23 protein-coding genes are annotated in these 23,777 nt (G+C 41.5%); 15 read left to right on the plus strand and 8 right to left on the minus strand.

Features of this window, described 5'->3' with window-relative positions; genetic code table 11:
• Window positions 1-754: 754 nt before the first annotated feature.
• Window positions 755-1,006: a YkgJ family cysteine cluster protein gene (locus IEY03_RS11105; RefSeq protein ID WP_188841606.1), complete on the plus strand. Its 252-nt coding sequence runs from the start codon at window positions 755-757 to the stop codon at window positions 1,004-1,006.
• Window positions 1,007-1,040: 34 nt separating this feature from the next.
• A complete protein-coding gene (locus IEY03_RS11110) occupies window positions 1,041-1,496 on the plus strand; it encodes an Rrf2 family transcriptional regulator (protein ID WP_188841608.1) in 456 nt (151 codons plus the stop codon).
• Here the strand turns inward: IEY03_RS11110 and IEY03_RS11115 are convergent.
• From IEY03_RS11115 to gpmM, 4 genes are read right to left on the minus strand one after another with little or no spacing between them, the layout of a single operon-like run.
• The gene (locus IEY03_RS11115) at window positions 1,471-2,223 is read right to left on the minus strand and encodes a divergent polysaccharide deacetylase family protein (RefSeq protein WP_373290862.1); all 753 of its coding nucleotides are present in this window, start codon (window positions 2,221-2,223) and stop codon (window positions 1,471-1,473) included. The two genes, IEY03_RS11110 and IEY03_RS11115, sit on opposite strands and share 26 nt — an antisense overlap.
• Before the next feature lie 34 nt (window positions 2,224-2,257).
• Complete coding sequence (locus IEY03_RS11120; RefSeq protein ID WP_188841612.1) at window positions 2,258-3,463, minus strand: S41 family peptidase; 1,206 nt, start codon at window positions 3,461-3,463, stop codon at window positions 2,258-2,260.
• 35 nt (window positions 3,464-3,498) lie between these two features.
• Complete coding sequence (locus tag IEY03_RS11125) at window positions 3,499-4,632, minus strand: murein hydrolase activator EnvC family protein (protein WP_188841614.1); 1,134 nt, start codon at window positions 4,630-4,632, stop codon at window positions 3,499-3,501.
• A 10-nt stretch (window positions 4,633-4,642) separates the two neighbouring features.
• Window positions 4,643-6,187 (minus strand): 2,3-bisphosphoglycerate-independent phosphoglycerate mutase, encoded by a 1,545-nt coding sequence (gpmM, locus tag IEY03_RS11130; RefSeq protein WP_188841616.1) that lies wholly within the window; start codon window positions 6,185-6,187, stop codon window positions 4,643-4,645.
• Window positions 6,188-6,420: 233 nt separating this feature from the next.
• Here gpmM and IEY03_RS11135 point away from each other — a divergent pair, with 233 nt between their 5' ends.
• The 9 genes from IEY03_RS11135 (at window position 6,421) to IEY03_RS11175 (ending at window position 15,082) form a co-directional block, all read left to right on the plus strand.
• Window positions 6,421-6,855 (plus strand): rhodanese-like domain-containing protein, encoded by a 435-nt coding sequence (locus IEY03_RS11135; RefSeq protein WP_188841618.1) that lies wholly within the window; start codon window positions 6,421-6,423, stop codon window positions 6,853-6,855.
• Window positions 6,856-7,054: 199 nt separating this feature from the next.
• Complete coding sequence (secB, locus tag IEY03_RS11140) at window positions 7,055-7,537, plus strand: protein-export chaperone SecB (protein WP_188841620.1); 483 nt, start codon at window positions 7,055-7,057, stop codon at window positions 7,535-7,537.
• Between the two features lie 3 nt (window positions 7,538-7,540).
• On the plus strand, window positions 7,541-8,557 hold the full coding sequence (gene gpsA / locus IEY03_RS11145) for an NAD(P)H-dependent glycerol-3-phosphate dehydrogenase (RefSeq protein WP_188841622.1): 1,017 nt from the start codon (window positions 7,541-7,543) through the stop codon (window positions 8,555-8,557).
• Between the two features lie 128 nt (window positions 8,558-8,685).
• Complete coding sequence (locus IEY03_RS11150) at window positions 8,686-9,870, plus strand: BaiN/RdsA family NAD(P)/FAD-dependent oxidoreductase (protein WP_188841623.1); 1,185 nt, start codon at window positions 8,686-8,688, stop codon at window positions 9,868-9,870.
• A gap of 177 nt (window positions 9,871-10,047) precedes the next feature.
• Complete coding sequence (locus IEY03_RS11155) at window positions 10,048-10,305, plus strand: hypothetical protein (protein ID WP_188841626.1); 258 nt, start codon at window positions 10,048-10,050, stop codon at window positions 10,303-10,305.
• Between the two features lie 130 nt (window positions 10,306-10,435).
• Window positions 10,436-11,752, plus strand: coding sequence for an anaerobic C4-dicarboxylate transporter (locus IEY03_RS11160; protein WP_188841628.1), 1,317 nt, complete (start codon window positions 10,436-10,438; stop codon window positions 11,750-11,752).
• A 201-nt stretch (window positions 11,753-11,953) separates the two neighbouring features.
• Window positions 11,954-12,529 (plus strand): C40 family peptidase, encoded by a 576-nt coding sequence (locus IEY03_RS11165; protein ID WP_188842040.1) that lies wholly within the window; start codon window positions 11,954-11,956, stop codon window positions 12,527-12,529.
• A 292-nt stretch (window positions 12,530-12,821) separates the two neighbouring features.
• Entirely contained in the window at window positions 12,822-13,355 is a 534-nt protein-coding gene (gene mog / locus IEY03_RS11170; protein ID WP_188841630.1) for a molybdopterin adenylyltransferase, read from the plus strand.
• A 155-nt stretch (window positions 13,356-13,510) separates the two neighbouring features.
• Window positions 13,511-15,082 carry a sensor domain-containing diguanylate cyclase gene (locus IEY03_RS11175; RefSeq protein WP_188841632.1) on the plus strand — a complete coding sequence of 524 codons (1,572 nt, stop codon included), beginning with the start codon at window positions 13,511-13,513 and terminating at the stop codon, window positions 15,080-15,082.
• 92 nt (window positions 15,083-15,174) lie between these two features.
• Here the strand turns inward: IEY03_RS11175 and IEY03_RS11180 are convergent, their stop codons facing one another.
• The 4 genes from IEY03_RS11180 to IEY03_RS11195 all read right to left on the minus strand — a co-directional run bounded on the left by IEY03_RS11180 (window position 15,175) and on the right by IEY03_RS11195 (window position 19,007).
• Entirely contained in the window at window positions 15,175-15,399 is a 225-nt protein-coding gene (locus IEY03_RS11180; RefSeq protein WP_188841634.1) for a hypothetical protein, read from the minus strand.
• 100 nt (window positions 15,400-15,499) lie between these two features.
• Window positions 15,500-16,648 (minus strand): ABC transporter permease, encoded by a 1,149-nt coding sequence (locus IEY03_RS11185; RefSeq protein ID WP_188841635.1) that lies wholly within the window; start codon window positions 16,646-16,648, stop codon window positions 15,500-15,502.
• Window positions 16,648-17,382 (minus strand): ABC transporter ATP-binding protein, encoded by a 735-nt coding sequence (locus IEY03_RS11190; RefSeq protein WP_188841637.1) that lies wholly within the window; start codon window positions 17,380-17,382, stop codon window positions 16,648-16,650. Before IEY03_RS11190 ends, IEY03_RS11185 begins: the two co-directional genes overlap by 1 nt.
• A 2-nt stretch (window positions 17,383-17,384) precedes the next feature.
• A complete protein-coding gene (locus IEY03_RS11195; RefSeq protein ID WP_188841639.1) occupies window positions 17,385-19,007 on the minus strand; it encodes an alpha/beta hydrolase in 1,623 nt (540 codons plus the stop codon).
• A 93-nt stretch (window positions 19,008-19,100) separates the two neighbouring features.
• Between IEY03_RS11195 and IEY03_RS11200 the strand changes: the two genes are divergently transcribed.
• From IEY03_RS11200 to IEY03_RS11215, 4 genes are all read left to right on the plus strand, one after another.
• Window positions 19,101-19,478, plus strand: coding sequence for a GntR family transcriptional regulator (locus IEY03_RS11200; RefSeq protein ID WP_188841641.1), 378 nt, complete (start codon window positions 19,101-19,103; stop codon window positions 19,476-19,478).
• A 76-nt stretch (window positions 19,479-19,554) separates the two neighbouring features.
• Complete coding sequence (locus IEY03_RS11205) at window positions 19,555-20,433, plus strand: ABC transporter ATP-binding protein (protein ID WP_188841643.1); 879 nt, start codon at window positions 19,555-19,557, stop codon at window positions 20,431-20,433.
• A complete protein-coding gene (locus tag IEY03_RS11210; RefSeq protein ID WP_188841644.1) occupies window positions 20,430-21,761 on the plus strand; it encodes a hypothetical protein in 1,332 nt (443 codons plus the stop codon). The genes IEY03_RS11205 and IEY03_RS11210 overlap by 4 nt, the downstream gene beginning before the upstream one ends.
• Window positions 21,762-21,886: 125 nt before the next feature.
• A complete protein-coding gene (locus IEY03_RS11215; protein WP_188841646.1) occupies window positions 21,887-23,674 on the plus strand; it encodes an AMP-dependent synthetase/ligase in 1,788 nt (595 codons plus the stop codon).
• Window positions 23,675-23,777: the final 103 nt, after the last annotated feature.

Raw genomic sequence — 23,777 nt, forward strand, 5'->3', positions numbered from 1 at the left:
GGAGCACGACTTAGTATTAGAATGAAGCGCTTAAATAGTGTAGAGCAACTCAAAGCAATCAGCTTTCCGAATTAATATTTAATGTCGAATGACGTTAGATAAACCAAATTTGTCTGGAAACCATAGAGCTTCATTTCCAGGCGCCTAATACGCTTTAAATAGCAACAGCAAGGCCACTCTTATCGAGTGGCCTTTTTGTTTTTGCGAAATAATCTCTCGCGGCTAATCTGAAATCGTGTGGATGATATGCCGCTGTGAGAGTCGGTATTTCAAATATTCAATCAAATACCAAAGCCACTCTTACTGAGCGACCTTAGTATTTTTGCGAAACCTATCTTCTCGTGTCTAATCTGAAACCGTGTGGACGATATGCTCAGTGAAAGGTGGTTATTTCAAAAGCCCAAGAACACACCAAGGCCACTCTTATCGAGTGGTCTTTTTTTGTGAAACAAATCATCTCGTTTCTAACCTATAATCGTGTGACTGATATACCCATGTTAAAGGTGGTTTTTTCCTTATCCCAAGTAAAGCACCTAAGTCACTCTGTTTGAGAACCCTTTTTATTTTGTGTAAACGTATAAGGCTACATAATATGAATTAATGTCGGGTGCTTTTAGATTGATTACCTAGTCAGTTTTTCATTCATTATCTCGTAAGCAGTTTTTATGTGCAGATAATTCCTGTGAATTAAAAAAGTGATTACCTATTCGATTTGATTGATATAATCTGCTGTGGCTTTTTCACGAGGTTTTTTATGGATTGTCGTCTTGGATGTGGTGCCTGTTGTATCGCACCATCAATAACTACTCCGATACCAGGGATGCCTCAGGGGAAGCCCGCTGGTGTGCGTTGCATACAACTCAGCGAAGATAACTTATGTTTGATATTTGGATCTTCACAAAGACCAGCTGTTTGTAGCGGTTTTTCCGCTAGTGTTGATGTTTGTGGTAACACAAATGAACAAGCTTTATGGTTGATCACTGAATTAGAGCATGTGACATGCTAAAGTCTTCTTTTCTTTTATTGATTCTGGTTTATTAATGCAATTAACTCGTTATACAGATTATGGTATCCGAATACTTATGTACCTAGCCGTGCAACCAGAACGCGAATCCTTGTTCCGAATTGCAGAGGTAACTAAGGTTTTCGATTTATCCTCAAATCACGTCGCTAAAATTATTCACCAACTTGGTAAGTTAGGCTATTTGCAGACAATTCGAGGGAAAAGTGGTGGTTTTAAGTTAGCTATGAGCGCTAAAGAGATAAATATCGGTGCTTTAGTTAGACAATTAGAACACTCTTTAATCCCGGTGAATTGTGAAGAGCCTTTATGCCGATTTACGCCTGTTTGCAATTTGAAAGGTGTACTAGGGAAAGCGGTCACGGCGTATTTAGCCGTTTTGGATGGTTATACTTTAGCCGATATCGTGAGTAACAAGTTAGATTTGGTTGCTACTTTTGCTGATTTATCTATCTCAGTGTTTGATGTGAGCTAGTTGGGTAAGTCTTGGCAATGTCCACCGCCAGTAATTCTGATGTGTTGACTAAATTAATGCCATTAGCTCGAAGCCTAGGTAAGTTAGCGTTTAAGTAAGCTATGGTCTCAGGATAAGGGTGTGCGATAGCAACTAAACTTCCTTGTTGTTTCGCTTGAGTGATTATTTGTTTAAATTGTTTTTCCAGTGCGTATAGTCGTACATCGTTGTCTAAAAAAACTTGTCGTTGTAACAATGGCACCCCAACATCTTTTGCTTGCATACTCGCTTTGCTAAATCGCGTTGTCATGCTGTCAACAAAGTAAGCTTGTTTGTTCTTTAAGCTTTGCATAACCCATAGCATAGGGTTTTCGAGTTGGGTGAGTAAACTGCCCATATGGTTGTTTGCGCCTCGAGCAAATGGAATGTTGTTGAAAGCGGCGCATATCTCAGATTTTATTTGTTGTTCATTCATATCGCTGGTTAATGCACCAGGGCCTAATCGATTACCACTTAATGCCTGCATTGGTATGTGGATCATAATTTCATGACCTTTTTTATGGCCTTCTAATGCTAATCGCTTTCCTAGAGGTGTGTGTGGTAGTACGGATAAAGTAATGTTAGCAGGCAAGGACAAAACCGCCTCATCACTTTGACGATATCCAATATCGTCAATGATGATAGCTAAGTTGGCCGCATAAAGCGGTGGTAAACAGGTAAGTAATAATAAAACTATTAAAAAGCGCACAATGAATAAATTTTCTTTTTTGTTTTTATTTGATTTATCTGCCATCTATCCAAGCTATTGCAGAAGCGACTTGTTGATCGTAGTTGGGTTCTATTAGGTTTTGTGGAACGATTATAGGCATATTAGTATGATCAGTGACAGCAGAAATTTTTATTTCTATGTCTGGGGTAATTCCTTTATGGTGAATATTATTGCCATTTGGGGTGCTGTAATTTGCTATGGTTAATTTAACCGCATTGCTATGCCCTAACATGGGAATAATACTTTGTACCGTGCCTTTGCCAAAACTGGTTTCACCAAATATGAGTGCGCGGTTATTCTCTTGTAGTGCTGCGGCTAAAACTTCTGATGCAGATGCCGACCCTTTATTGATTAATACGGCCATTGGTATGTTATTGAAAATACTTTGCCCAGATGCATAATAATCTTCATTAGCATCAAAGAAGCGGCCATTGGTTGATACAATTTTTCCTTGTTCGAGAAATAAATCCGCAATGCTAATTGCCTGTTCAAGTAACCCGCCTGGATTGTTTCTGACATCTAAAATGATGCCTTTAAGATCATTGTCTTGCCATTTTTTTGCTTGTTCAACTATGGCTTGAGTGGCATCTTCTTGGAAACTGGTCAAGTGGATATAACCTATATCATCTTCGAGTATGTAGCTCTCAAGCGATTGAATATATACAAAATCAGGTAGAAGGGTTAAAGCGTATTCCTGATGGCTGCTTGCTTTTTTAAGGGTTAACTTGATGGCATAGTTATGGGTGCTGTGAAACCTGATTTCAGTTAATACGGATTGATAGTTTGTCTCATCCACCGGCGTATCGTTGAATTTTATGATTTTGTCACCCGCCTCAATACCCGCGCGTTCGGCGGGAGAGTGTTTAAATGGGGTGACAATCGTAATTTGTCCATCATCTGTGGCAACTTCGAAACCAAAGCCAAAATATTCACCACGATTAGCATCATTCAGGGCTTGATAGCCTTCTTTATTCAAAAATCCTGAATAGGGATCTAATTTATCAAAAATACCTTTGATAGCTGCATTAATTAGGGTTTCACGATCAACTTTATCAACATAGTAAGTTTCAATGGTGTCAATAATATCGACCAAAAGTGGAAAGTTAGCGTCATGGTAGATTGATTTTTGATAGGCTTGCTCTGAGCTTGAAATACTCAGAGATAACGCCACACAAGCGCCAAGTACAAAACAACAGAGATAACGGGTAAATTGCTGCATAGCTGCCCCTCGCTAACGGGCAGCTTAAGTTGATATTAGCGACAGTACCTTGCCGGATCGACCGCTTGCCCTTTATGTCTTATTTCAAAGTATAGGCTAGGTTCGGTCTGTCCACCTGAACGTCCGACTAAAGCAATAGATTCGCCGCTGTTAACATTGTCACCAGCACTTTTGAATAGGGTTTGTGCATGGCCATATAAGCTCATATAGCCCTTACCATGATCCACGACCATCACCATACCAAATCCACGTAACCAATCAGCATAAATTACTTTACCCGCAGCTATCGCTTTGATGTTCTGGCCTTCTGGTGCAGTTAGCACAGCCCCTTTCCATTTGATTTGCCCTGAACGACTGCTACCAAAACGTTCACTTACTCGGCCTTTTGTTGGCCATTTCAGTTTGCCTTTTTGATTGTCTAAGCCATTCATTGATGGGTTAGATTTGGCCGTGGCTACCGCTTGTTCAACAATACGCTTTAAACTCGCTTCTTCTATCTGCAACTGTTCGAGTTGTGCGCCCTTATCTGACAATGTACGTTGTATTTGGGTTAGGGTTAGTTGGCGCTGATTTTGCTCATTCGCTAATTGTTTCGCTTGTTGCCTTTGGTCAACAATCACGGAGTTGAGTTGTTGTTGTTTCTTTATCTGTTCATTTTGTACTTTAACCAGCTGCTCACTAGTTGCTTTAAGTTCATTAATTGCTTTAATACGAGCGTTATTTAAATACTGGTAATACACCAACATACGCTCAACAGTAGAGGGGTTTTGCTGATTCAACATCATTTTGCTGTAATCATGATTGCCCGCCAGATAGGCACTGGATAATTGTTTCGATAAAGTTTTTTGTTGGCCTATTTTGCTTTTATGTAAACTTGTTTGTTGTTTTTCAAGTTCGGTTAACTGGGTTGTAATGCTTTTTAGTGATAGCTGGGTTTCATTAACCCGCTGTGCTGCACGAGCAATAGCTTGCTCATCCTTTTTAAGTAAGGTGATCAGTTTTTCTCGTTGTTTTGACGTATTTTTTAAATCATTTTGCTGCGCACTAATCTGCGTTTGAATAGACTTTAGCTCAGATTGACGTTTACTGAGGTCGGCGCCAGTGGCGTTTGCTGAAAGTATTATAAAGCCAGCAACAATGCTGGCTTTAACAAATAAACGAGTTATCACAGGTAATTAATTACTCTTTTAGGTCAATGATACAGCGGCCAGTCATTTCGCTTGGCACACTTTGCCCCATTAACGTTAACATCGTAGGTGCGATGTCACATAAGCGGCCGTTATCTTTGATAGTAGCATCACGACCGACATAGATGAAAGGAACTAATTCACTAGTGTGTGCAGTATGTGCTTGGCCCGTAGTGGGATCTGTCATTTGCTCTGCATTACCGTGGTCTGCAGTGATAATGCATTCGCCACCGACTTTAGCAAGTGCTTCAACCACTCTACCAACGCAGGCATCAACCGCTTCACAAGCTTTTACTGCAGCATCAAACTTACCAGTATGGCCAACCATATCACCATTTGGATAGTTACAAATTATGACATCATATTTAGCTGATTCTATTGCACCTACTAGCTTGTCGGTTAATTCTGCTGAATTCATTTCAGGCTGCAAGTCATAGGTTGCGACTTTTGGTGATTCAATCAAAATACGATCTTCACCATCAAAAGGCGTTTCTTTACCGCCATTGAAGAAGAAAGTGACGTGGGCATATTTTTCAGTTTCTGAGATACGCAGCTGAGTTTTACCTTGCTTTTGAAGCGTCTCACCCAATGTATTGACTAAATTGTCAGAAGGGAAGGCTACAGGTACTTTAATGTCTGCAGCATATTCTGTCAGCATCACAAAGTTAATTACAGGGGTTTTATGACGAACAAAGCCATCAAAATCAGCATTTACAAAGCTGCGAGTGATCTGACGTGCACGGTCGGCACGGAAGTTCATGAATATTAATGCGTCATTATCATTTAATGCCGCCGTTTGCCCCGCTGCATCTGTAATGGCCGATGCCGAAACAAACTCATCATTTTCATCGCGTTCATAAGCGGATGTTAGCGCAGTGACCGCATCGGTATATTCAAACTTGCCTTTGCCTTCAGTGATTAACTCATAAGCTTGAGATACTCGATCCCAACGGTTATCACGGTCTAATGCGAAATAACGGCCAATTAATGATGCAACTCTACCAGTGCCAAGTTCACTAAATAATGTATTGAAATGCTCGATACTGCCTTTTGCACTGCGCGGTGGGGTATCACGTCCATCTAAAAAGGCATGCAAGTACACAGCTTTCGCACCGCGAGCAACTGCCATTCGGCACATTGCTTCAATATGTTCTTCATGGCTATGTACACCACCGGGTGACAATAACCCCATAATGTGAACCGCGCCATCAGCAGCTATAGCGTTATCAACTGCCGCAACTAGAGCGGGGTTTTGCTCAAACTCGTGGTCAGCAATTGCTTTACTGATGCGAGTTAGCTCTTGATAAACGATACGGCCAGATCCTATGTTGATATGACCAACTTCAGAATTGCCCATTTGGCCGTCAGGTAAACCGACATCTAAACCTGAACCCGAAATTAAACTATTTGCATATGTTGCTGTTAACTTATCTAAAACGGGGGTGTTAGCATGAAAAATCGCATTATCCTGCGGATTTTCACGATAGCCCCAGCCATCTAAAATAAGTAATGCCAGCGGACGTTTTGTCGTCGTCATGGGTATACCCTCAAAGTGAAAAAATAGAAATTAAAAATGAAATTGGACAAATATTACTACTTATCAGCAGTGGGAAACAGACTTAGGTTAGATATCGGGGCTGCTGATGATTAAATTTCATTGATGTGTGCGTTTATCTGCAGTTAAGCACGTTAGACAGGTGAAAACTGTTGCTTAAATCGATATACTCTTGGCCAAATTAATCTTAGCTCAATCCTTTATAGGCAGTGATCATGCAAGAATATATCGAATTTTTAAGAGCAAACCCAATGTTGTCATTAGCTTGGGCAGGCTTATTTGTTGCTTTGATTGTAACAACATTCAAATCCAGCACATCAAAAGTAAAAAATGTAAATAATCACGAACTGACTTTGATGATGAATAAGCAAGATGCAAAAGTCATTGATGTGCGTGGCAAAGAAGAGTTTAAAAAGGGTCATATCGTTGACGCGATTAATGTGCCATTGTCTGAAATTAAAAATAATCAAGCTACTAGTCTTGAAAAGTTTAAAAGCAGCCCCATTATATTAGTATGTAACGCTGGTATGACATCATCTCAAGCAGCTCAACTTCTTGTTAAGCAAGGCTTTGAAAACGTTCATAACCTTAAAGGTGGTATGGGCGACTGGCAATCTGCAAATATGCCAGTAGTGAAAAGTAAGAGATAGTCGTAAGGTTTATCATATTGAAGTAAAACAAAGTGCTGGTAACATCATCAGCACTTTTGATCCTACTTGCCAAAAGAGCTTTGTCAGTTTTTAGCAGTGCGATCGACTTGAGGTAAAAGCGAAATTATTTTCGTTGCAAACCCAACATCATATTCGCTCCATAGAGAAAGCGAAAAATAACATAGATAGGTAGGAAATCATGGCTGAAGCAGTAGCAAACAACGAAGCAAGTGCACCACAATTTAACATTCAGCGCGTATATACAAAGGATTTGTCTTTTGAAACGCCAAATAGCCCAGCTGTTTTCCAAAAAGAATGGAACCCAGAAGTGAAGTTAGACTTAGACACGCGTAGTGCAAAGTTATCTGACGACACATATGAAGTGGTACTTTCTTTAACCGTAACTGCTAAGAATGGCGACGAAACGGCATTTTTATGTGAAGTACAACAAGCTGGTATCTTCTCAATTGTAGGCTTAACAGAGCCACAACTTGCTCATTCTTTAGGTGCGTACTGCCCGAATGTACTTTTCCCATATGCGCGTGAAACCGTATCAGGTCTAGTTGCTCGTGGCACTTTCCCACAACTTAACCTAGCGCCAGTGAATTTTGATGCATTATTTGCTCAATACGTTCAACAGCGTCAAGCCGCTGCAGCAGCACCAGCTGAAGCAAACGCATAAGTGATGAGTAACGCTGCCGAAATAACGGTATTAGGGGCGGGGTCTTATGGCACCGCCCTTGCTATTTCTTTAGCAAGCAACGGTCATAAAACCTTGTTATGGGGTCATGACCCTAAGCGTATGCAAGCGTTAGCTGACTCTCGTAGCAATGAAGCTTATTTGCCAGGCATTCAATTTCCTGATTGTTTACAAATTGAGCCAGATTTAGCCAAAGCATTAGCCGCCAGTCAGAATATTTTGGTCGTGGTACCAAGTCATGTCTTTGGTGATGTTCTTAAGCAAGCTAAACCGTTATTGCGCAATGATGCACGTATTGTATGGGCAACCAAGGGCCTAGAGCCTGAAACTGGTCGTTTACTACAAGATGTCGCAAGAGAGCAACTTGGTGAGCAATATCCACTTGCAGTGTTATCAGGCCCTACATTTGCTAAAGAACTGGCGGCAGGATTACCTACCGCGATATCAGTAGCAGGTACTTGCCCGCAATTTACCCATGAACTTGTTGAGTTACTCCATAGCCCTAAGCGTTTAAGGGTGTATGCCAATGATGACTTTACCGGCATTCAACTGGGTGGCGCGGTTAAAAACGTCATTGCAATTGGCGCAGGTATGTCTGATGGTATCGGATTCGGTGCCAATGCTCGCACCGCGTTAATCACTCGAGGTTTAGTTGAGTTATCGCGTTTAGGTGAAGCCCTAGGTGCAGATGCCTCAACCTTTATCGGTATGGCAGGTTTAGGTGATTTAGTACTGACATGTACCGATAACCAATCGCGAAATCGTCGTTTTGGTTTAGCGCTGGGTCAAGGTAAAGATGTGCACAGCGCACAGGCTGATATAGGTCAGGTGGTTGAAGGTTATCGCAATACCAAAGAGGTCTACACTCTGGCTAAGCGTTTGGGAGTAGAAATGCCTATCACTGAGCAAATTTATCAGGTGTTATATCAAGGTAAAGCCCCCGTTGATGCGGCAAAAGAGTTATTAAGCCGAGACAAAAAATCGGAAACGATAAAGAAGTAGTCTACGCGAAACTCTCACTCTTCAAATCATACTAAGGATGCTAAAATAGCATCCTTTTTTGTGTCTGAATGTTTTTTCTCAGTAAAACCAGAATGCAAAACAACTAACAGCTTATGTGAGGCAATTAAGTGAAACATCATGATGTAATTATTATCGGCGCGGGTGCTGCAGGGTTAATGTGTGCGGCAACGGCAGGTTATCGTGGTCGTGATGTGCTTGTGCTCGATAATGCTAAGCAAGCTGGGCGTAAAATTCTGATTAGTGGTGGTGGCCGATGTAACTTCACAAACCAAAAGGTTGAACCCGCTAACTTTATCTGTGGTAACCCTCATTTTGTTAAGTCTGCATTGGCCCGTTATCGCTCAAGTGACTTTATCGAATTGGTTGAGCGTCATGGTATTGAATATCATGAACGCGAACATGGGCAATTATTCTGTAATGACTCCGCAAAAGACATCGTCACTATGTTGATGACCGAATGTGAATGGGCTGGTAATAAGATCCAACTGCGCACTGAAATTACTGCAGTGGCTCAGCAAGAAAATGGCCATTTTACACTCATCACCTCAAATGGTGATTTTAGCTGCGAGTCTCTGGTTATCGCCACAGGTGGTTTATCTATGCCCAAACTAGGTGCATCGCCTTATGGCTATAAAATAGCACAACAATTTGGTTTAAAAGTACTGCCCACTCAGGCTGGGCTAGTTCCATTTACCTGGCATGCAGAGCAAAAAATAAGATTTGAGCCTTTGTCTGGCATTGCTGTGCCATCAACCATCACCGCAGCTGATGGTACCCAATTTACTGAAGCTTTATTATTTACACACCGTGGATTATCAGGCCCTGCCGTGTTGCAAATTTCTAATTATTGGCAACCGGGAGAAGCGATTTCAATCAATTTATTACCGGGCGAAAACGCTTTAGAAAAAATTGAACTAGCACTAAAAAATCACCCTAAACAGAGTTTACGTAATACCCTTAGCCATTGGTTGCCTAAACGGCTAGTAGAAGCATTATTTGAAGAAGTTCAATTAGATAAAGCCTTAAATCAGCTTGGTCATGGTGAGCGCGAAACTCTGGCTGATGCGTTAAATAACTGGTCAATCATGATGAATGGTACCGAAGGTTATCGCACAGCTGAAGTCACGTTGGGCGGGGTTGATACTAATGAGTTGTCATCCAAAACCATGCAGGCAAATAACGTAACCGGCTTATTCTTTATTGGTGAAGTGATGGATGTCAGTGGTTGGCTAGGAGGGTTCAATTTTCAATGGGCATGGGCCTCTGGTGTGGCAGCAGGTTTAGCGGTTTAATTGAAATGATGAAATTAAAACGAAGACTATTTGAACTCAACGAAGACAATCTTTTTGTGCAAATTGCTTAATTTGATACCTATTTGGTTAATTTTCTTAGTAAAAAATATGTCTTAAGTTTTCTCACTTAGCCTACGGTTCTCGTGAGTTAAGGTGAGTTGTTAAAAAGGACTGTGTATGGAAAATATAGCAAAGTCGTTAATGATTGTAGCAATCTTGGCTGCTGTAAGTGGTTGTTCTACAGTTGTTTGTGATGCCAGAACAGATACCTACACCAATGATTTAGATAAAAACCTCAGTAAACAAGAGTGCGTGAAACAAGTTGATGACAGTATTAACGCGCATTTTGATAAACAGGAAAAAGCTGAGCGAGAAGCTTCAGATAAATTATTGCGAGATTCTCTGAATAAGGCTTTAGCCCCAAAAACTCAATAACACACTAGTCATCTGCTTCACAGTTTTAACAATTGGCTCTAATATCATTCGATTGCTTGAGTTGGGTCACTAACGACAAAATACATTGTGATATATCTTCCCTAAGCATGATAAATGGGGGAAGAAAGCCATGTTTTATATACATATGCTGCTGTTACTGGCAGTGATTTTTGTTGGAATTCGCCACGGCGGAATAGCCTTTGGCTTGCTAGGTGGTTTAGGTGTATCTGTGTTGGCGTTTGTATTTGGCATTGCGCCTGGCACGCCACCTGTAAGCGTTATGCTGATTATTTTGGCTGTTGTGGCGGCATCTGCAACGTTAGAGGCCACTGGTGGTTTAAAGCTATTGGTTAAATTTGCCGAAAAACTGCTACGTAAACACCCTGAACATATTGTCTTTCTTGGCCCTCTTTGTACTTACTCACTGACTGTGTTGGTGGGTACTGGTCACTCGGTTTACCCTTTATTACCTGTTATTTATGATGTGTCTTATAAGAAAGGCATTCGACCTGAGCGCCCATTAGCTATTGCTACTGTGGCATCACAAATGGGTATTACAGCTAGTCCAATTGCTGCAGCGGCGGCAGTTGTGCTGGCTACCACCGTTGATAATAATCTTGATATTAGCTTAGTCGATGTGTTGATGGTGACCATTCCGTCTACATTGATGGGTTTGCTGGTGGCATGTGTCTGGAGCTTAACTCGAGGCAAAGATTTGGATAAAGACGAGGAGTTTCAAGCTCGTTTACAAGATCCAGAGTTTCGTGACAGCTTAGTTGATCCTCAAGCTGAAGAAACACAAACGTTAGCCTCAGAATCAACGGCGAAAAAAGGCTTAACGGTTTTCTTGCTGGGCATTTTTGCGGTGATCATGATTGCAATGTTCAGCAAGCAAGTGTTACCTGCTGGGGTTAATATGTCGGTGGCGATTCAGTTTATGATGCTGTCAGTTGGTGGCGTGATATTGCTGGCGACACATGTTTCTCCTAAAAAGATTGTCACCAGTAATGTATTTACAGCGGGCATGACGGCGGTGATTATTATTTTTGGTATCGCTTGGATGAGTGACACAATTATTGGCCACCACAAAGCGTATTTGGTCAGTGCTGTCAGTGATATTGTGAGTGTCTACCCTTGGACGTTTGCCATTGCGATGTTTGTGGTCTCAGTTTTCTTGAAAAGTCAGGCGGCAGTATTAACGATTATGTTGCCCTTAGGGTTTTCATTGGGGATCCCAGCTCCTGTGCTTATTGGGGTATTGCCGGCCTGTTATGCATATTTCTTCTTTCCATTTTATCCTAGTGATTTAGCGGCAATTAGTTTTGATAGAACAGGTACAACTCATATTGGTAAATATGTTTTGAACCATAGTTTTATTGTGCCAGGATTTATCGGTGTCGTGACTGCCACTATTTTGGGATATTTTATCTCAATGGCGATAAATTAGGCGTAAGTACAAGTTATTTGAATATTTGGCAGCCACTAGGCTGCCATTTTCTTTTACGGATAAAGTTTTCTTTTGAGATTTTTTTTAACTGGTGTAAATTATCTTGTTTATTACTTGAACAACATAATTGTAAGTTAGTCTTTTTAAACAATGTTTCTCATACTAACTTGAAGTATTTCGGCTTAGAGGTAAGTCAAATTGATAAAAAAGTTGTCTGTTATTAGCTTAGCAATTTTATTAAGTGCCTGTGCATCACAAGCACCTAAAGTAGTGGTTCAACCTCCTAAACCTGTGATTGTGGTTAAGGAAGAGCCAAAATTACCTAAGTGGAGCGAGCCTAACTTATTGGCGTACCATGATGATTGGTCAGGTACGCCATATCGTTTAGGCGGTATGAGTAAAAATGGCGTAGATTGTTCAGGGTTTGTGTATTTAGCTTACTTGGATATTGTTGGTCAAAAGCTGCCTCGCACCGTCAATGCTCAACGTATTTTAGGGAAAGAAGTGCCGCGTAATGAGCTAGAAATTGGCGATTTAGTGTTTTTCAAAACCACTAAAACGGCTCGTCATGTCGGTATTTATATGGGCGATTCAAAATTCTTACATGCTTCCACTAAAAAAGGCGTCAAAATTTCTAGTCTGGACAATGTTTATTGGAAACCACGCTATTGGTTCGCTAAACGACTTAAGTCCCCACAACAATCGGTTGAGTCGTCTATTGCGGCGTTGATTGAGTATGCAGAAGTTGAACAGCAAGGAATGCTTGCTGCTAACTAGTTTAATGTATTTTTATCTCAGGCTTAAGTTAACCACTTAAGCCTTTTTTTATGGTTTTTCAACACTCTGACATAGCATTTGTCGCACTTTATAGTTTGAGGTTTTGGTGTTCTGGCTTGGCTTGTGTGCGAGTTTCATCCTTGTATTTGTTTTAAATCAGTGCACAAATACCTAGTCTGACTCGAAATATTTCTATTATTGATTGAAATTAACGAGAGATGAATCAATTCATCATGTTTCGCTTTATGCTACTTTATCGATATTGAATGTAAGGCAACGGAATAAAAAATATATGACTAAAGCAAAAATAGGTATTGTGACCGTAAGTGATCGCGCAAGTGCAGGCATTTATGAAGATTTGTCTGGCAAAGCCATTATTGATGTACTGAACCAATACCTTACTTCACCATGGGAAGCTGTGTATCAAGTTATTCCAGATGAGCAGGATGTGATTGAAGCGACGCTTATTGATATGGCTGACAATCAAGGCTGTAGTTTAATTGTAACCACGGGTGGAACAGGCCCTGCAAAGCGTGACGTTACCCCTGAAGCAACAGAGGCTGTTTGTGACCGTATGATGCCTGGCTTTGGTGAGCTTATGCGCGCTGAGTCGCTAAAGTTTGTACCAACAGCAATTCTGTCTCGTCAAACCGCAGGGTTACGTGCTGACTCATTAATTGTAAATTTACCCGGTAAACCTAAGTCGATTCGTGAGTGTTTAGATGCGGTATTCCCGGCCATTCCGTATTGTATTGATTTAATGGACGGACCATTTCTAGAGTGCAATGAAGATGTGATTAAGCCTTTTAGACCGAAAGCCAAATAGGTTTTAATGGTTACCCTGATTAAGCCCTGCATTGTTTGGGCTTTTTTGGGTTTTAAAAACATGAAATGTATCGGTTATTTTTAAACATATAAATTAACTGAACGAGCAAATTCCAGCTACACTCAATAGTATTATTTGAATTTGAGCTGATGTGCATGACGTTAAAACGCTTTTCATTATTGCTGTTGTCATCGCTATTGATCAGCGTTGCCTGTTTAGTGATGGCTATTTATTACTTTTTTTATCTTCCAGGTATTAACGCTGAAGTTGTAGACCAACAGCAACAAGAATATATTTTACTTAAAGCGGCATTTTCAGCATCGGCTAAAAATTTAACCACCTTAAGTTTTGATTATGCCGTTTGGGATAGTTTGGTTGAGTTTGTTGCTCAGCCTTCAGATGAATTTATTGAAAATAATTTATTACCTAATGCGTTTGAAGTCGCTAATGTTGATGCGGTGTTTATCCATAAAGCGGATCAGCAATTGGTTTGGCAATATCTAGATAGCTCGATTACTGAAAGTGCCTCAGTGTTAAGAGGATTTGTGGAGGGAAAAACCAAAACAAATACAGACACATTGTTGCCTTCATTAGCCGAAATTTCGGCACAAATCGCCTCTACTCGACATGGCTATTATGTCATTGCCGGGCAGTTATTTTATGTGACTAACACAACTATTTTACCGTCAGAGGGCAAAGGGGAAATTGCTGGCAGTATTACTATGGCCAGATTGGTGGATAAGGAAATGATAGACGAAATTACCGGCTATTCTATGGTGAAGTTTGCTATTGATAACATGAGTAATTCCACTGCAGATCCCCTGCCTAGCAATGATTTTTTTAGCCAGGATCAATTAAAAGTGGTAAACGCATCGCACAGTTGGCTGATCCGCAATAAGTTTGATGATCAAGCCGTTGTTATTACAGTTCATCATCGAAAAACATCCAGCCCCAAATTAGATGCGGTTTCAGTCGTTTTGTTATTGCTAATTATCACCATGATTGTGACATTTTCAATGATGATGTTGTCGCGATTTTTAATTTCACCTTTGATTCATTTCAACAATAATATTAATGACTCTTCAAATGATAATCTGATGACTAAAGTTCCTAGTCAGCACTTTATCGATGAAATAGATAATGTGTCTAATTCATTTAACCAGTTGCTCATTCGTTTTGCGGAGCAACAAAACTATTTAGAAACCTTAACCGTACAAGACGCGTTAACCGAAATCACTAACCGCCGAGGATTAGAGGCTTTTGCTGATAATGCGATAACAGCATGGCACCAGCAAGAGTCTGGGTTTAGTGTCATGATGATAGATATTGATCACTTCAAGCTTTATAACGACCGACATGATCATCTGGCAGGTGACAAGGCCTTAGTCGATGTTGCCTGTTGTTTAATGGAAACCATGGCTTGTTATAATGCGCTTGTTGCCCGATATGGCGGCGAGGAATTTTGTGTCATTGTGCAAGATGATAAAATGGAATCAATCACTCATGTCGCGGAGCGATTAAGAAATGCTGTGGAAAGTTTGCATATTAAGCATGATGTAGATGGCACGCTTTGGCTGACCGTCAGTATTGGTGGTGTGGTGGTGCCCAAGCTGTTTGAACATGCTGAGCAGTACCTTTTTCATGATGTATTAAAACAAGCGGATAAGCAGCTCTATATAGCGAAAAAAACCGGACGGAATAAAGTGGTGTTGAATGTGTTTAAGTAAGTTTTTGTTGTCAGTCAGTGCTAATGCCAGTTACTTTACAACCCCACTTAGGTGGGGTTGTTGTATTAAAGATACGATTAATAAAGACTAAATTATAATTGATTAAATTTGCGCTTCAAATCATAACCGTCATCGGTTACCAGTTGCTCTAATACTTGGATTCTTTCTATTAACGCCTTATTTTGTGCCAATAAATCATCTACACAATGGCTATTATGTTTCTGCTTGGTTTTGCTGTAATACTTAAACATTTCAACGGCGCTGGTGCCAATAACGATAATGGCCACTAAGGTTATTATTGCTAAATCGCTTTCCATCGTGTCACTCCTTAAGTCATTTACTTCTAACTAGATAAACTGCGGCGAGAGAGGGTGAGTTACCACATAGGCTCACACCGCGGCTATAAGTTGAGGTTATCTATAGTCCAAATACCACTTTTTCACTTTTAAGCATTTTTTCCATGCCCAGCATTAAGCCAATTGAGATCGCTATGGTCATAGTTGATGACACAGCTAGCTGCAACATAGGGATGTCTTTACCTTTAATAAAGTCCATTAAGGCTTGTTGTTGACCCGATACAGGGATCCACTGCAGCATATCTGGGGCTATGTTGTAGCTCGCCGCCATAGATAAGGCGATGGGGACAAATAACACCATGGTTAGATAGGATTGTGCTTCTTTAAATGATTTTGCCATAAAAGACACAAATAGCTGTAAGGTTGATGCGAGTAGAGCTACAGGAATGCCAATGACAAACATCAGTTTCATAAAGTCGGTTGAAATGTTGATGCTAAAGCCCAGTTCCTGCCAAGGCACAAAGGTGTAAGCAATTTTAGAGATGAGCAATATCAGCACCAAACCCAATAATGCAAACAGGGTTACGGCAATGACTTTGCCAAGCACCAGTTGGCGAGTGCTAATGGGATGGCTTAGCATTAATGCCAGCGAATTACGTTCGCGCTCACCGGCACTGGTATCAATGGCGAGGTTCATCGCTGAAATAAACACTGAGTAAATCATGGTGAAAATCGCAATGCCTAAGATCATACCGCCTTTTGAATCAGGGGTTGATTGGTCTTGCATGTCCACTTTTAATGATTGCATCACCTGTGGGTTAATGCCGCGAGCAATTAAGCGTAAACTGCCCATTTCTGAACTGTAAGTTTGTAGTTCTTGCTGAAGACGTCGAATGGATTTTTGTAATTTCTCATCAGAGTTATCCGCTAGAATAATCACTTCAGCAGGTTTAGCGTTGGCCATGTTGGCGGCATAGTCTTCTGTAATAGTCAGAGTGATAGCTTTTACATCAGCATCAGGTTTAGCCGTTAAATCGGCCTGATTAATCCCTTTTCGACTTAAATAACGGACTAAATCTGGAGCATTTTCGGCTTTGTTAATCGTGATGTTTAAGTCTTCAGGACTGGTTAATTGATTAATGAGCACCATAAACATGCCACACATAATCAAAGGTGTACCTATGGCGTAGTATAAACCAGCCATCACCGAGCGTTTGTCGCGTGCGGCATCAATGAGTTCTTTGCGCACCATTGCGATGAGTTTATTCATTATGCTGCAATCCCTTCGTCAGTTCCGATAAGTTTAATGAAAGCTTCTTCCAGTGAAGACTCTCCCGTTTGTTGGCAAAGCTCATCAGGGCTGCCAGTGGCGACAACTGAGCCATTGGCCATCACAATCACATGATCACAGAGCGCTGCGACTTCTTGCATCACATGACTAGAAAATAATACGCAATGACCACGCGCTTTTAGATCGATTAAGATATCGCGTAATAAACGTGTGCTCATTACATCTAAGCCGCGAGTGGGCTCATCTAAAATGATGTTGGTTGGCTGGTGGACAATGGCTTGCGCCAGTGCAGTTTTCATTCGTTGTCCCTGCGAAAACCCTTTACAACGACGATTGCTGATATCGCTTAAATTTAGCTGTTCAATCACCTTCTCAGTGGCCGCTTTTGCTTCTTTGCGCGACATTCCACTCAGCTCGGCAAAGTAGGTAATGTATTCACGTGGCGTGAGGCGTTCATATAAACCAAATGGATCAGGGAATAAGCCTAACTGCTGTTTGGCTTGGATCGGTTTTTCTGCCACATTGATGCCATCAACTTCGGCATAACCTTCATCGGGTGTTAATAGGCCGAATAGGGTACGTAAACAGGTGGTTTTACCTGCGCCGTTAGGGCCAAGTAAACCTGTGATATGGCCATCTTGGGCGCTAAAGCTAAGTTTGTTTAACGCCTGCACATCACCGATTTTTTTCGATAAATTTGTCACTGAAATCATGATTATTCCTTATCTGCGCCAGTGGCATTGTCTGTTGAAGTTGCCTCATCGGCGATAGCCGGAGTGTCTGCATCCGTTGAGATAACCGGTTCTACCGAGTTAGCATTGAGGTAAAAGCTACGGCGTATATCTTTTTCAAGACAGCTGGCATCAATTTTTTTAACGCTGGCGCTATCGACTAAATCAGCAATCAAATCGTTAGCACAGGTTTGCGCTGCTACACCATGGGTCGCAAAAGGTGAAATTAAGTGCTTGGCGTTGGTTAATTGCTTTGTCGCTAACGCGCCCCAATGGGGAGGCGTAGCAGGATCTAATTCGCCAGATAGCAGTAAAGTGGGTAAATCACTGCTAATCGGCTCACTAAAGCTATCTGCAACGGCTGGCACTTTCCAAATTTCACAGGTTTTCTCTAACCCCTCCATCATGGTCGAGCTAATGTAAGACTCTTTGGCATCTTTGCGCATTTGGTCTGATATTCTGTGGATGTCTTCGCCGCAGACAACAGAGGCATGCATTCCCATAGCTAAACCTATACCATCAGCCGATAGGGCATATATGCCAAGTATTGGTTGATAATCTTCTTTGGCGGCTTGGTGAATCGCATGGGGTAATAGTGCACGGATAGCTGGACTATATAAGCCCATTCTAATTGCGCCATTGAACTTGCCGCGAGTCAGTAATAACGTGCTTGGCTCATTGGTCAGAGGGTCATGAACGCTTTGTTCAATCGGTTTGTTAGTCAGGCGTTCATCTACGGTTTTAAAGTCGGCCAGTAAGTTAGGATATTGTGCATGACAAGCCAGATTGCTGGCACAATCTCGCATTAATAATTCAAATCCACGTTCAATAGCGCTACCAATGGCCACCACGCTTTGTTGCATCGGCACTACGCCATCTAAGGTCACTGTGCTTAATGCCTCTGGGTAATGACGCATATACAGTTGAGCCATACGTGTGCCATAAGATACACCGTATAAGTGCAGCTTTTGGTAGCCTAAATATGTGCGTACAGCTTCAAAATCCGTTAATGCGGTTTCACTACCATATTGAGTAATGTCTGCATCCGTTTGCGTTAAACATTGTTCAGTATCAGCAATAATATCAACATCTTCATCGTTAAATGACAGCATAGATGTGGCTTCAGAGTCTTCGCAGTTAAGAATATTTGATAAGCCTGTTCCGCGTTGATCGATAAGTAAAATATCGCGTTGTTGACGTACTTTGTTTAGTAATCGGTCAAATCCAGCGGCATGCTCTATTGCGGATTGTCCCGGGCCTCCGGCAATGGCAAGAAGTGCTTCGTTTGGGTGAGTGTCTTTAATGGCTGGCAATATCGCAAAATGGATGTCGATATGCTTGCCATCTGGTTTTTGTGGGTTTTCAGGAACACTAATCTTACCGCACTGTAATTGCTCTGACATGCCATCTAAGTGACAAGAATGTGTTTTAGTATCAGCAGTATTGAGTGCTTGAGGCTGGCCTGCATCATTGGCATAACTGGAACTGGCAAATAACGCGCTAATGATTACAGCAGCTAAACGGCTAGTGCGTGTTGCCGATGGGGGCAAAGCGTAATGGCGCAACCTTGAGGTTAGCGATTTACTGACAAACTTCCTGTTGATCATCGGAACGTTTCCTTTTTGCTTTTTGAGATGATTGTGTTAACTTACACTAAGTGTATGGGTGTATCAATGTATTAATACAGTTTGTAAAGGCTAATGTTAGAACTATTAAATGTCAACCCCAGTAGTGGTGAACCTATCTATCGTCAATTGCATGATCAAATCGTGCGATTGATTGTGGGCGGGCAATTGCAAGCTGAAGATGTATTGCCTTCGGTTAGGCAAATGGCCGAATTTCTTGCCGTGAACCCTATGACGGTGTCACGTGCTGTGCAGCAATTGGTGGATCAAGGTTGGATAGAGCGTCGCCGAGGTCAGCCATCTATCGTTGCTGCTCGAAATTGCACAGATAACACCTCTGGTGGGAGTTTGATGCAACCCAAAGTAGACGATTTAGTGACTCAAGCTCAACAACTCGGTGTTGAGTTAGCGGAGTTGCAAGCATTGATAGCTAAAAAGTGGGCCGCTAAATAATAGTTGATAAATCAACAACTCATCGTCGCTAAAAGAGTCAGTAATACCATAAGATTGAGCTAAAGGAATGCCGATAATGCAACAAAATGAAGTCCCGATCCTAGCATTTAATAATGTCACTAAAGTCTTTCCTCTGAAAGGAAACAAAACCACACACACAGCTTTGGATCAATTGTCGATGCAATTATACCCAGGCATGGTGGTTGGGTTACTTGGTCAGAATGGTGCAGGGAAATCGACTTTAATGCGGTGCGCTTTAGGTATTTTAACTGTCGACTCTGGAGACATTAAAACCCTTAACGAGTCACCAGCAGTTTTGTCTGATACGGCGAAATCTCGCATTGGTTATGTTCCTCAGCAACCCTTTGGATATGAAGGTTTTACCGTTGATCGTGCGTTAGATTTACATCGCAGTTTTTATGTTGATTGGGATAAACAATTAGAACAAGAATGGCTTAAGCGTTTTGAATTAGATGTGACACAATCGGTACAAAAATTATCCGTTGGCCAACGTCAATCATTGGCGTTAATCATGGCAATGGCTTACCGACCGACATTATTGATATTAGATGAGCCCGTTGCCAGTTTAGATCCTATTGCGCGGCGTAAATTCATGACCGATTTATTTGATTTAGCCTTAGAATCGGGTTCTGCTGTGCTTTTTTCATCGCATATTACCTCTGATTTAGAGCGGGTAGCGAGCCATGTTGCCTTGATTAAAAAAGGTAAATTAGTGCTGTTTAAAGAAATTGACACCTTAAGAGAGCAGGTGAAATTACTCAAAGTCAGCGTCGATTCTGAATTACCTCAGCATTTAGACATTTTACACCAAACAAACACGGCCGATTCAATGCTAATCCTTGCTGATAACTGCCAGTCACAGGAACAATTCAACGGCCTTATTAGTGAACAATCATTGAACTTAGAGCAGCTATTTATGGAGTTGCATCGATGAACACTATGTTGGCCAATTTAGTGAAGTCATCAAATCGGCTTACACCAAATGGAATTAAACTAAGCGATTTTATAAACCGCGATAGTTACCGTGGTTTGTTTCGATTGTGGTTTTTTGATGTCGGTAGCGTGAGCTTTTTATTCACGAGTCTACTGGGCTTTGGCATCGCGGCCTTAAGTTTATATATTGATAAAACCTCTTCTATCGGCTTGGTGTTATCTATGTCGGTGATATCCAGCAGCATGTCTGTTTTATGGCAATTAAACCGTTTGGTTGGTGCTGAAACCAGCGGTTTAATTCCCGGTTATCAGCGTAATGTTGTCGTGCAATCAATCGTCATTTATTTTAGTGTGATGTTGTTTTCATTAGGGTTTGCGGTGATATTTGCCCCCCAAACTGTGACTTCGGTTCTGTTAGCCGTATTGATTAGTCTGGGATTTTTATGGGGATGTTTACATTGGAATAAAGGCTTTCAGTTTTCCATATTGCTGTTTATCGCTATGCCTTTTTTTGATCAGATGACGCTAAATGTACCTTGGTGGTGTTTGGTGATCCCCTTAGGCATCTTGCTTGAATTGGTAAAAGTGAAACTGGGGCAGTTAACTTGGCATCAAGATGCCCGAGCAACCTATTTAAGTGGCATGGAAATGGGCTGGTTTTGGTTACCCAGCATGAAACAGCATAACCTGCTGGATAAACTCAATCGATATTTACACCCTGCGAGCTTTTTTGTTGGGCCACTTTTAGCTATGGCCTTGGTAATGGTGACCCTATTTGGTTTGATATTATTGATGCCATCGACGCTTTTTGAATGGCACCTGCCTGTTCAATTGATCATTGGCCAACTGCTATTAATGATGTGTTGTTTAGTTCATTGGAGCCGAGTTCAGCGTTGGCGAGGTGCTGAAACCTTGTTTATGTTACCTGGATTCACAGGCTTAACTGGGTTACAGCAGTCATTCTATAAGGCCAGTGTTAGGTTGATTACATTATTAGTGTTGAGCATGCTATTGATTTGTATAGCGGGCTATCTAATGGGGCAGCAACTGTCTTTGCCATTCATTATCCACCTATTACTGTCAGTGTTATGGAGTGGTCTGTTTGCTTTAGGGCTTGGAGCATTAAGCCGTAACATCAGCCAAATGTCAGCTACTATGCTGGTGATTATTAGCCACTCGCTTTTTGTGTCATTTAGTTTTAAGGCATTACAAGTACAACAAGATATGGATATTTGGCTGATTGCCGATGTTGCGCTGACAGCGGCAGGTGTGTGTTTGTTTATTTGGAGTAAAAATCGGTTGTGGAAAAACAGTGTGATTGATCTATAACTGTGAAGTTACCTATTAAAAAGTGATTTAACCCTTAAGGGTAGAGCAAAAACTCTTATTGTTTAAGGTTGCTTCAGGTAGAATGTAATAAAACAGTACACCTGTAAGCTAAAAGGTATCTCACTATGTTGTTAGAAAACTATCATATCGTTCGACTGCTGCAGCAGCAAAGCCAGACATTGGGTGAAAATATCGCACTTGAAGGTTTTGAAATGGCAGCGCCTTGGAACACAGTTTCCTGGCATCAGTTTGATACCATCACCAGTAAAATTGCCCAGTTATTGATTGATTTTGGTCTGCATGTGCATGATAAAGTGGTGATTTTGGCGCAAAATACTCCACAGTGGACCTGTGCCGACATCGGTGCCCTAAAAGCACGCAATGTTGTGGTACCTGTTTATCCGACCAGCACTATGGAACAAGCGGTATTCATAGTGAATGATTCTCGTGCAAAGGTTATTTTTGCCGGTGATGAAGGCCAGTATCACACCGCGTGTAAAATTCAAGCTCAGTGTCCAAGTGTTCAGCATGTTGTGGTGTTTGATAGTACCGTTAAGCTGGCTTCTGATGCCCATTTTCATTTAGATGCATTGCTCAATACCACCCCTTCACAACAAAGCCATGACGAGTTAACTCAGCGTTTATCTCAAACCTCGCTGGATGATTTGCTCACGCTTATTTATACCTCGGGTACCACGGGTGAACCTAAAGGTGTGATGTTAGATTATCGCAATATCGCATCCATGGTTGAACAGCACGATACTGAAATTGCGTTTAAAGCTGGTGATGTGTCATTGGCATTTTTACCATTAAGTCATGTATTTGAGCGTGGCTGGACATTTTATGTATTATGTCGCGGTGGCCGAAATGTGTATTTAAACGATACCCATAGAGTCAAACAAGCAATAGCCGCAGTGAAACCGCATACTTTATGTGTTGTGCCACGTTTTCTTGAAAAAGTGTACAGCGCAGTTCATGACAAAGTAAATTCCGCACCCGCAATACGTCAACAGCTATTTCATTGGGCAATTGGCGTCGGTGCTCGCCAATTCGAAGTAAGTCAGGGTAGAAAGCGTCCGAGTAAGTTGTTATCTGCACAATGGAAATTGGCAAATAAATTAGTCTTCAGTAAATTACAAAATGTGTTGGGTGGCCGCTTAACCTTTATGCCGGTTGGTGGCGCGGCGCTTGATGTAAATGTTGGCGCATTTTTTCATAGTATTGGGGTACCTATTCTCTGTGGTTACGGGATGACCGAGACCTGTGCAACAGTGACCTGTAATACCTTAAATAATCGAGTGCCGGGGTCTAACGGCAAGCCTTTGCATGCCATGGAAATTAAAATTGGCGCTAATAATGAAATTCTAGTGCGTGGCGAAACCGTGATGCGCGGCTATTTTAATCGACCAGAAGATACCGCAGAAGCCTTTGACAACGGTTGGTTAAAAACCGGTGATGCGGGCATGATTGATGCCGAAGGTAATCTATATATTACTGATCGTATTAAAGAATTAATGAAAACATCCAACGGTAAATACATAGCTCCGCAGCGTGTTGAAGGGAAAGTCAGTTGTTGTCCGTTTGTTGAACAGGTGGCAATTATTGCTGATGCTCGCAACTATGTTTCAGCTTTGATTGTGCCAGCATTTGAAGCATTAGAAGTGTGGGCCAAAGAGAAAGGGATTAGCGTTGAAAACCCAATAGATTTGCTGCGTAACAGTCAAGTGGTGGAGCATTTTGAACAGCGATTGAAAGAGTTGCAATATGAGTTGGCAGGGTTTGAGCAAATTAAAAGGTTTACCTTGTTACCTGAGGCTTTTTCAATGGAAGCCGGTTTAATCACCCCGACCATGAAATTACGCCGTAAAAATATTTATAGCAAATACGCGACCGAAATCGATGCCATGTATTAATGGCATCATTCGTTATCATTAAGGGGGCGCTTAGGCGTCCTTTTTTATGTCGCTCTCGTTACGTGCCATGTCAAAGGCGACAGCTGGAACCCTGTCATTGAGT

Origin of the sequence: Shewanella aestuarii (genome assembly GCF_014647215.1) — a bacterium.
Lineage (GTDB): Bacteria > Pseudomonadota > Gammaproteobacteria > Enterobacterales > Shewanellaceae > Shewanella > Shewanella aestuarii.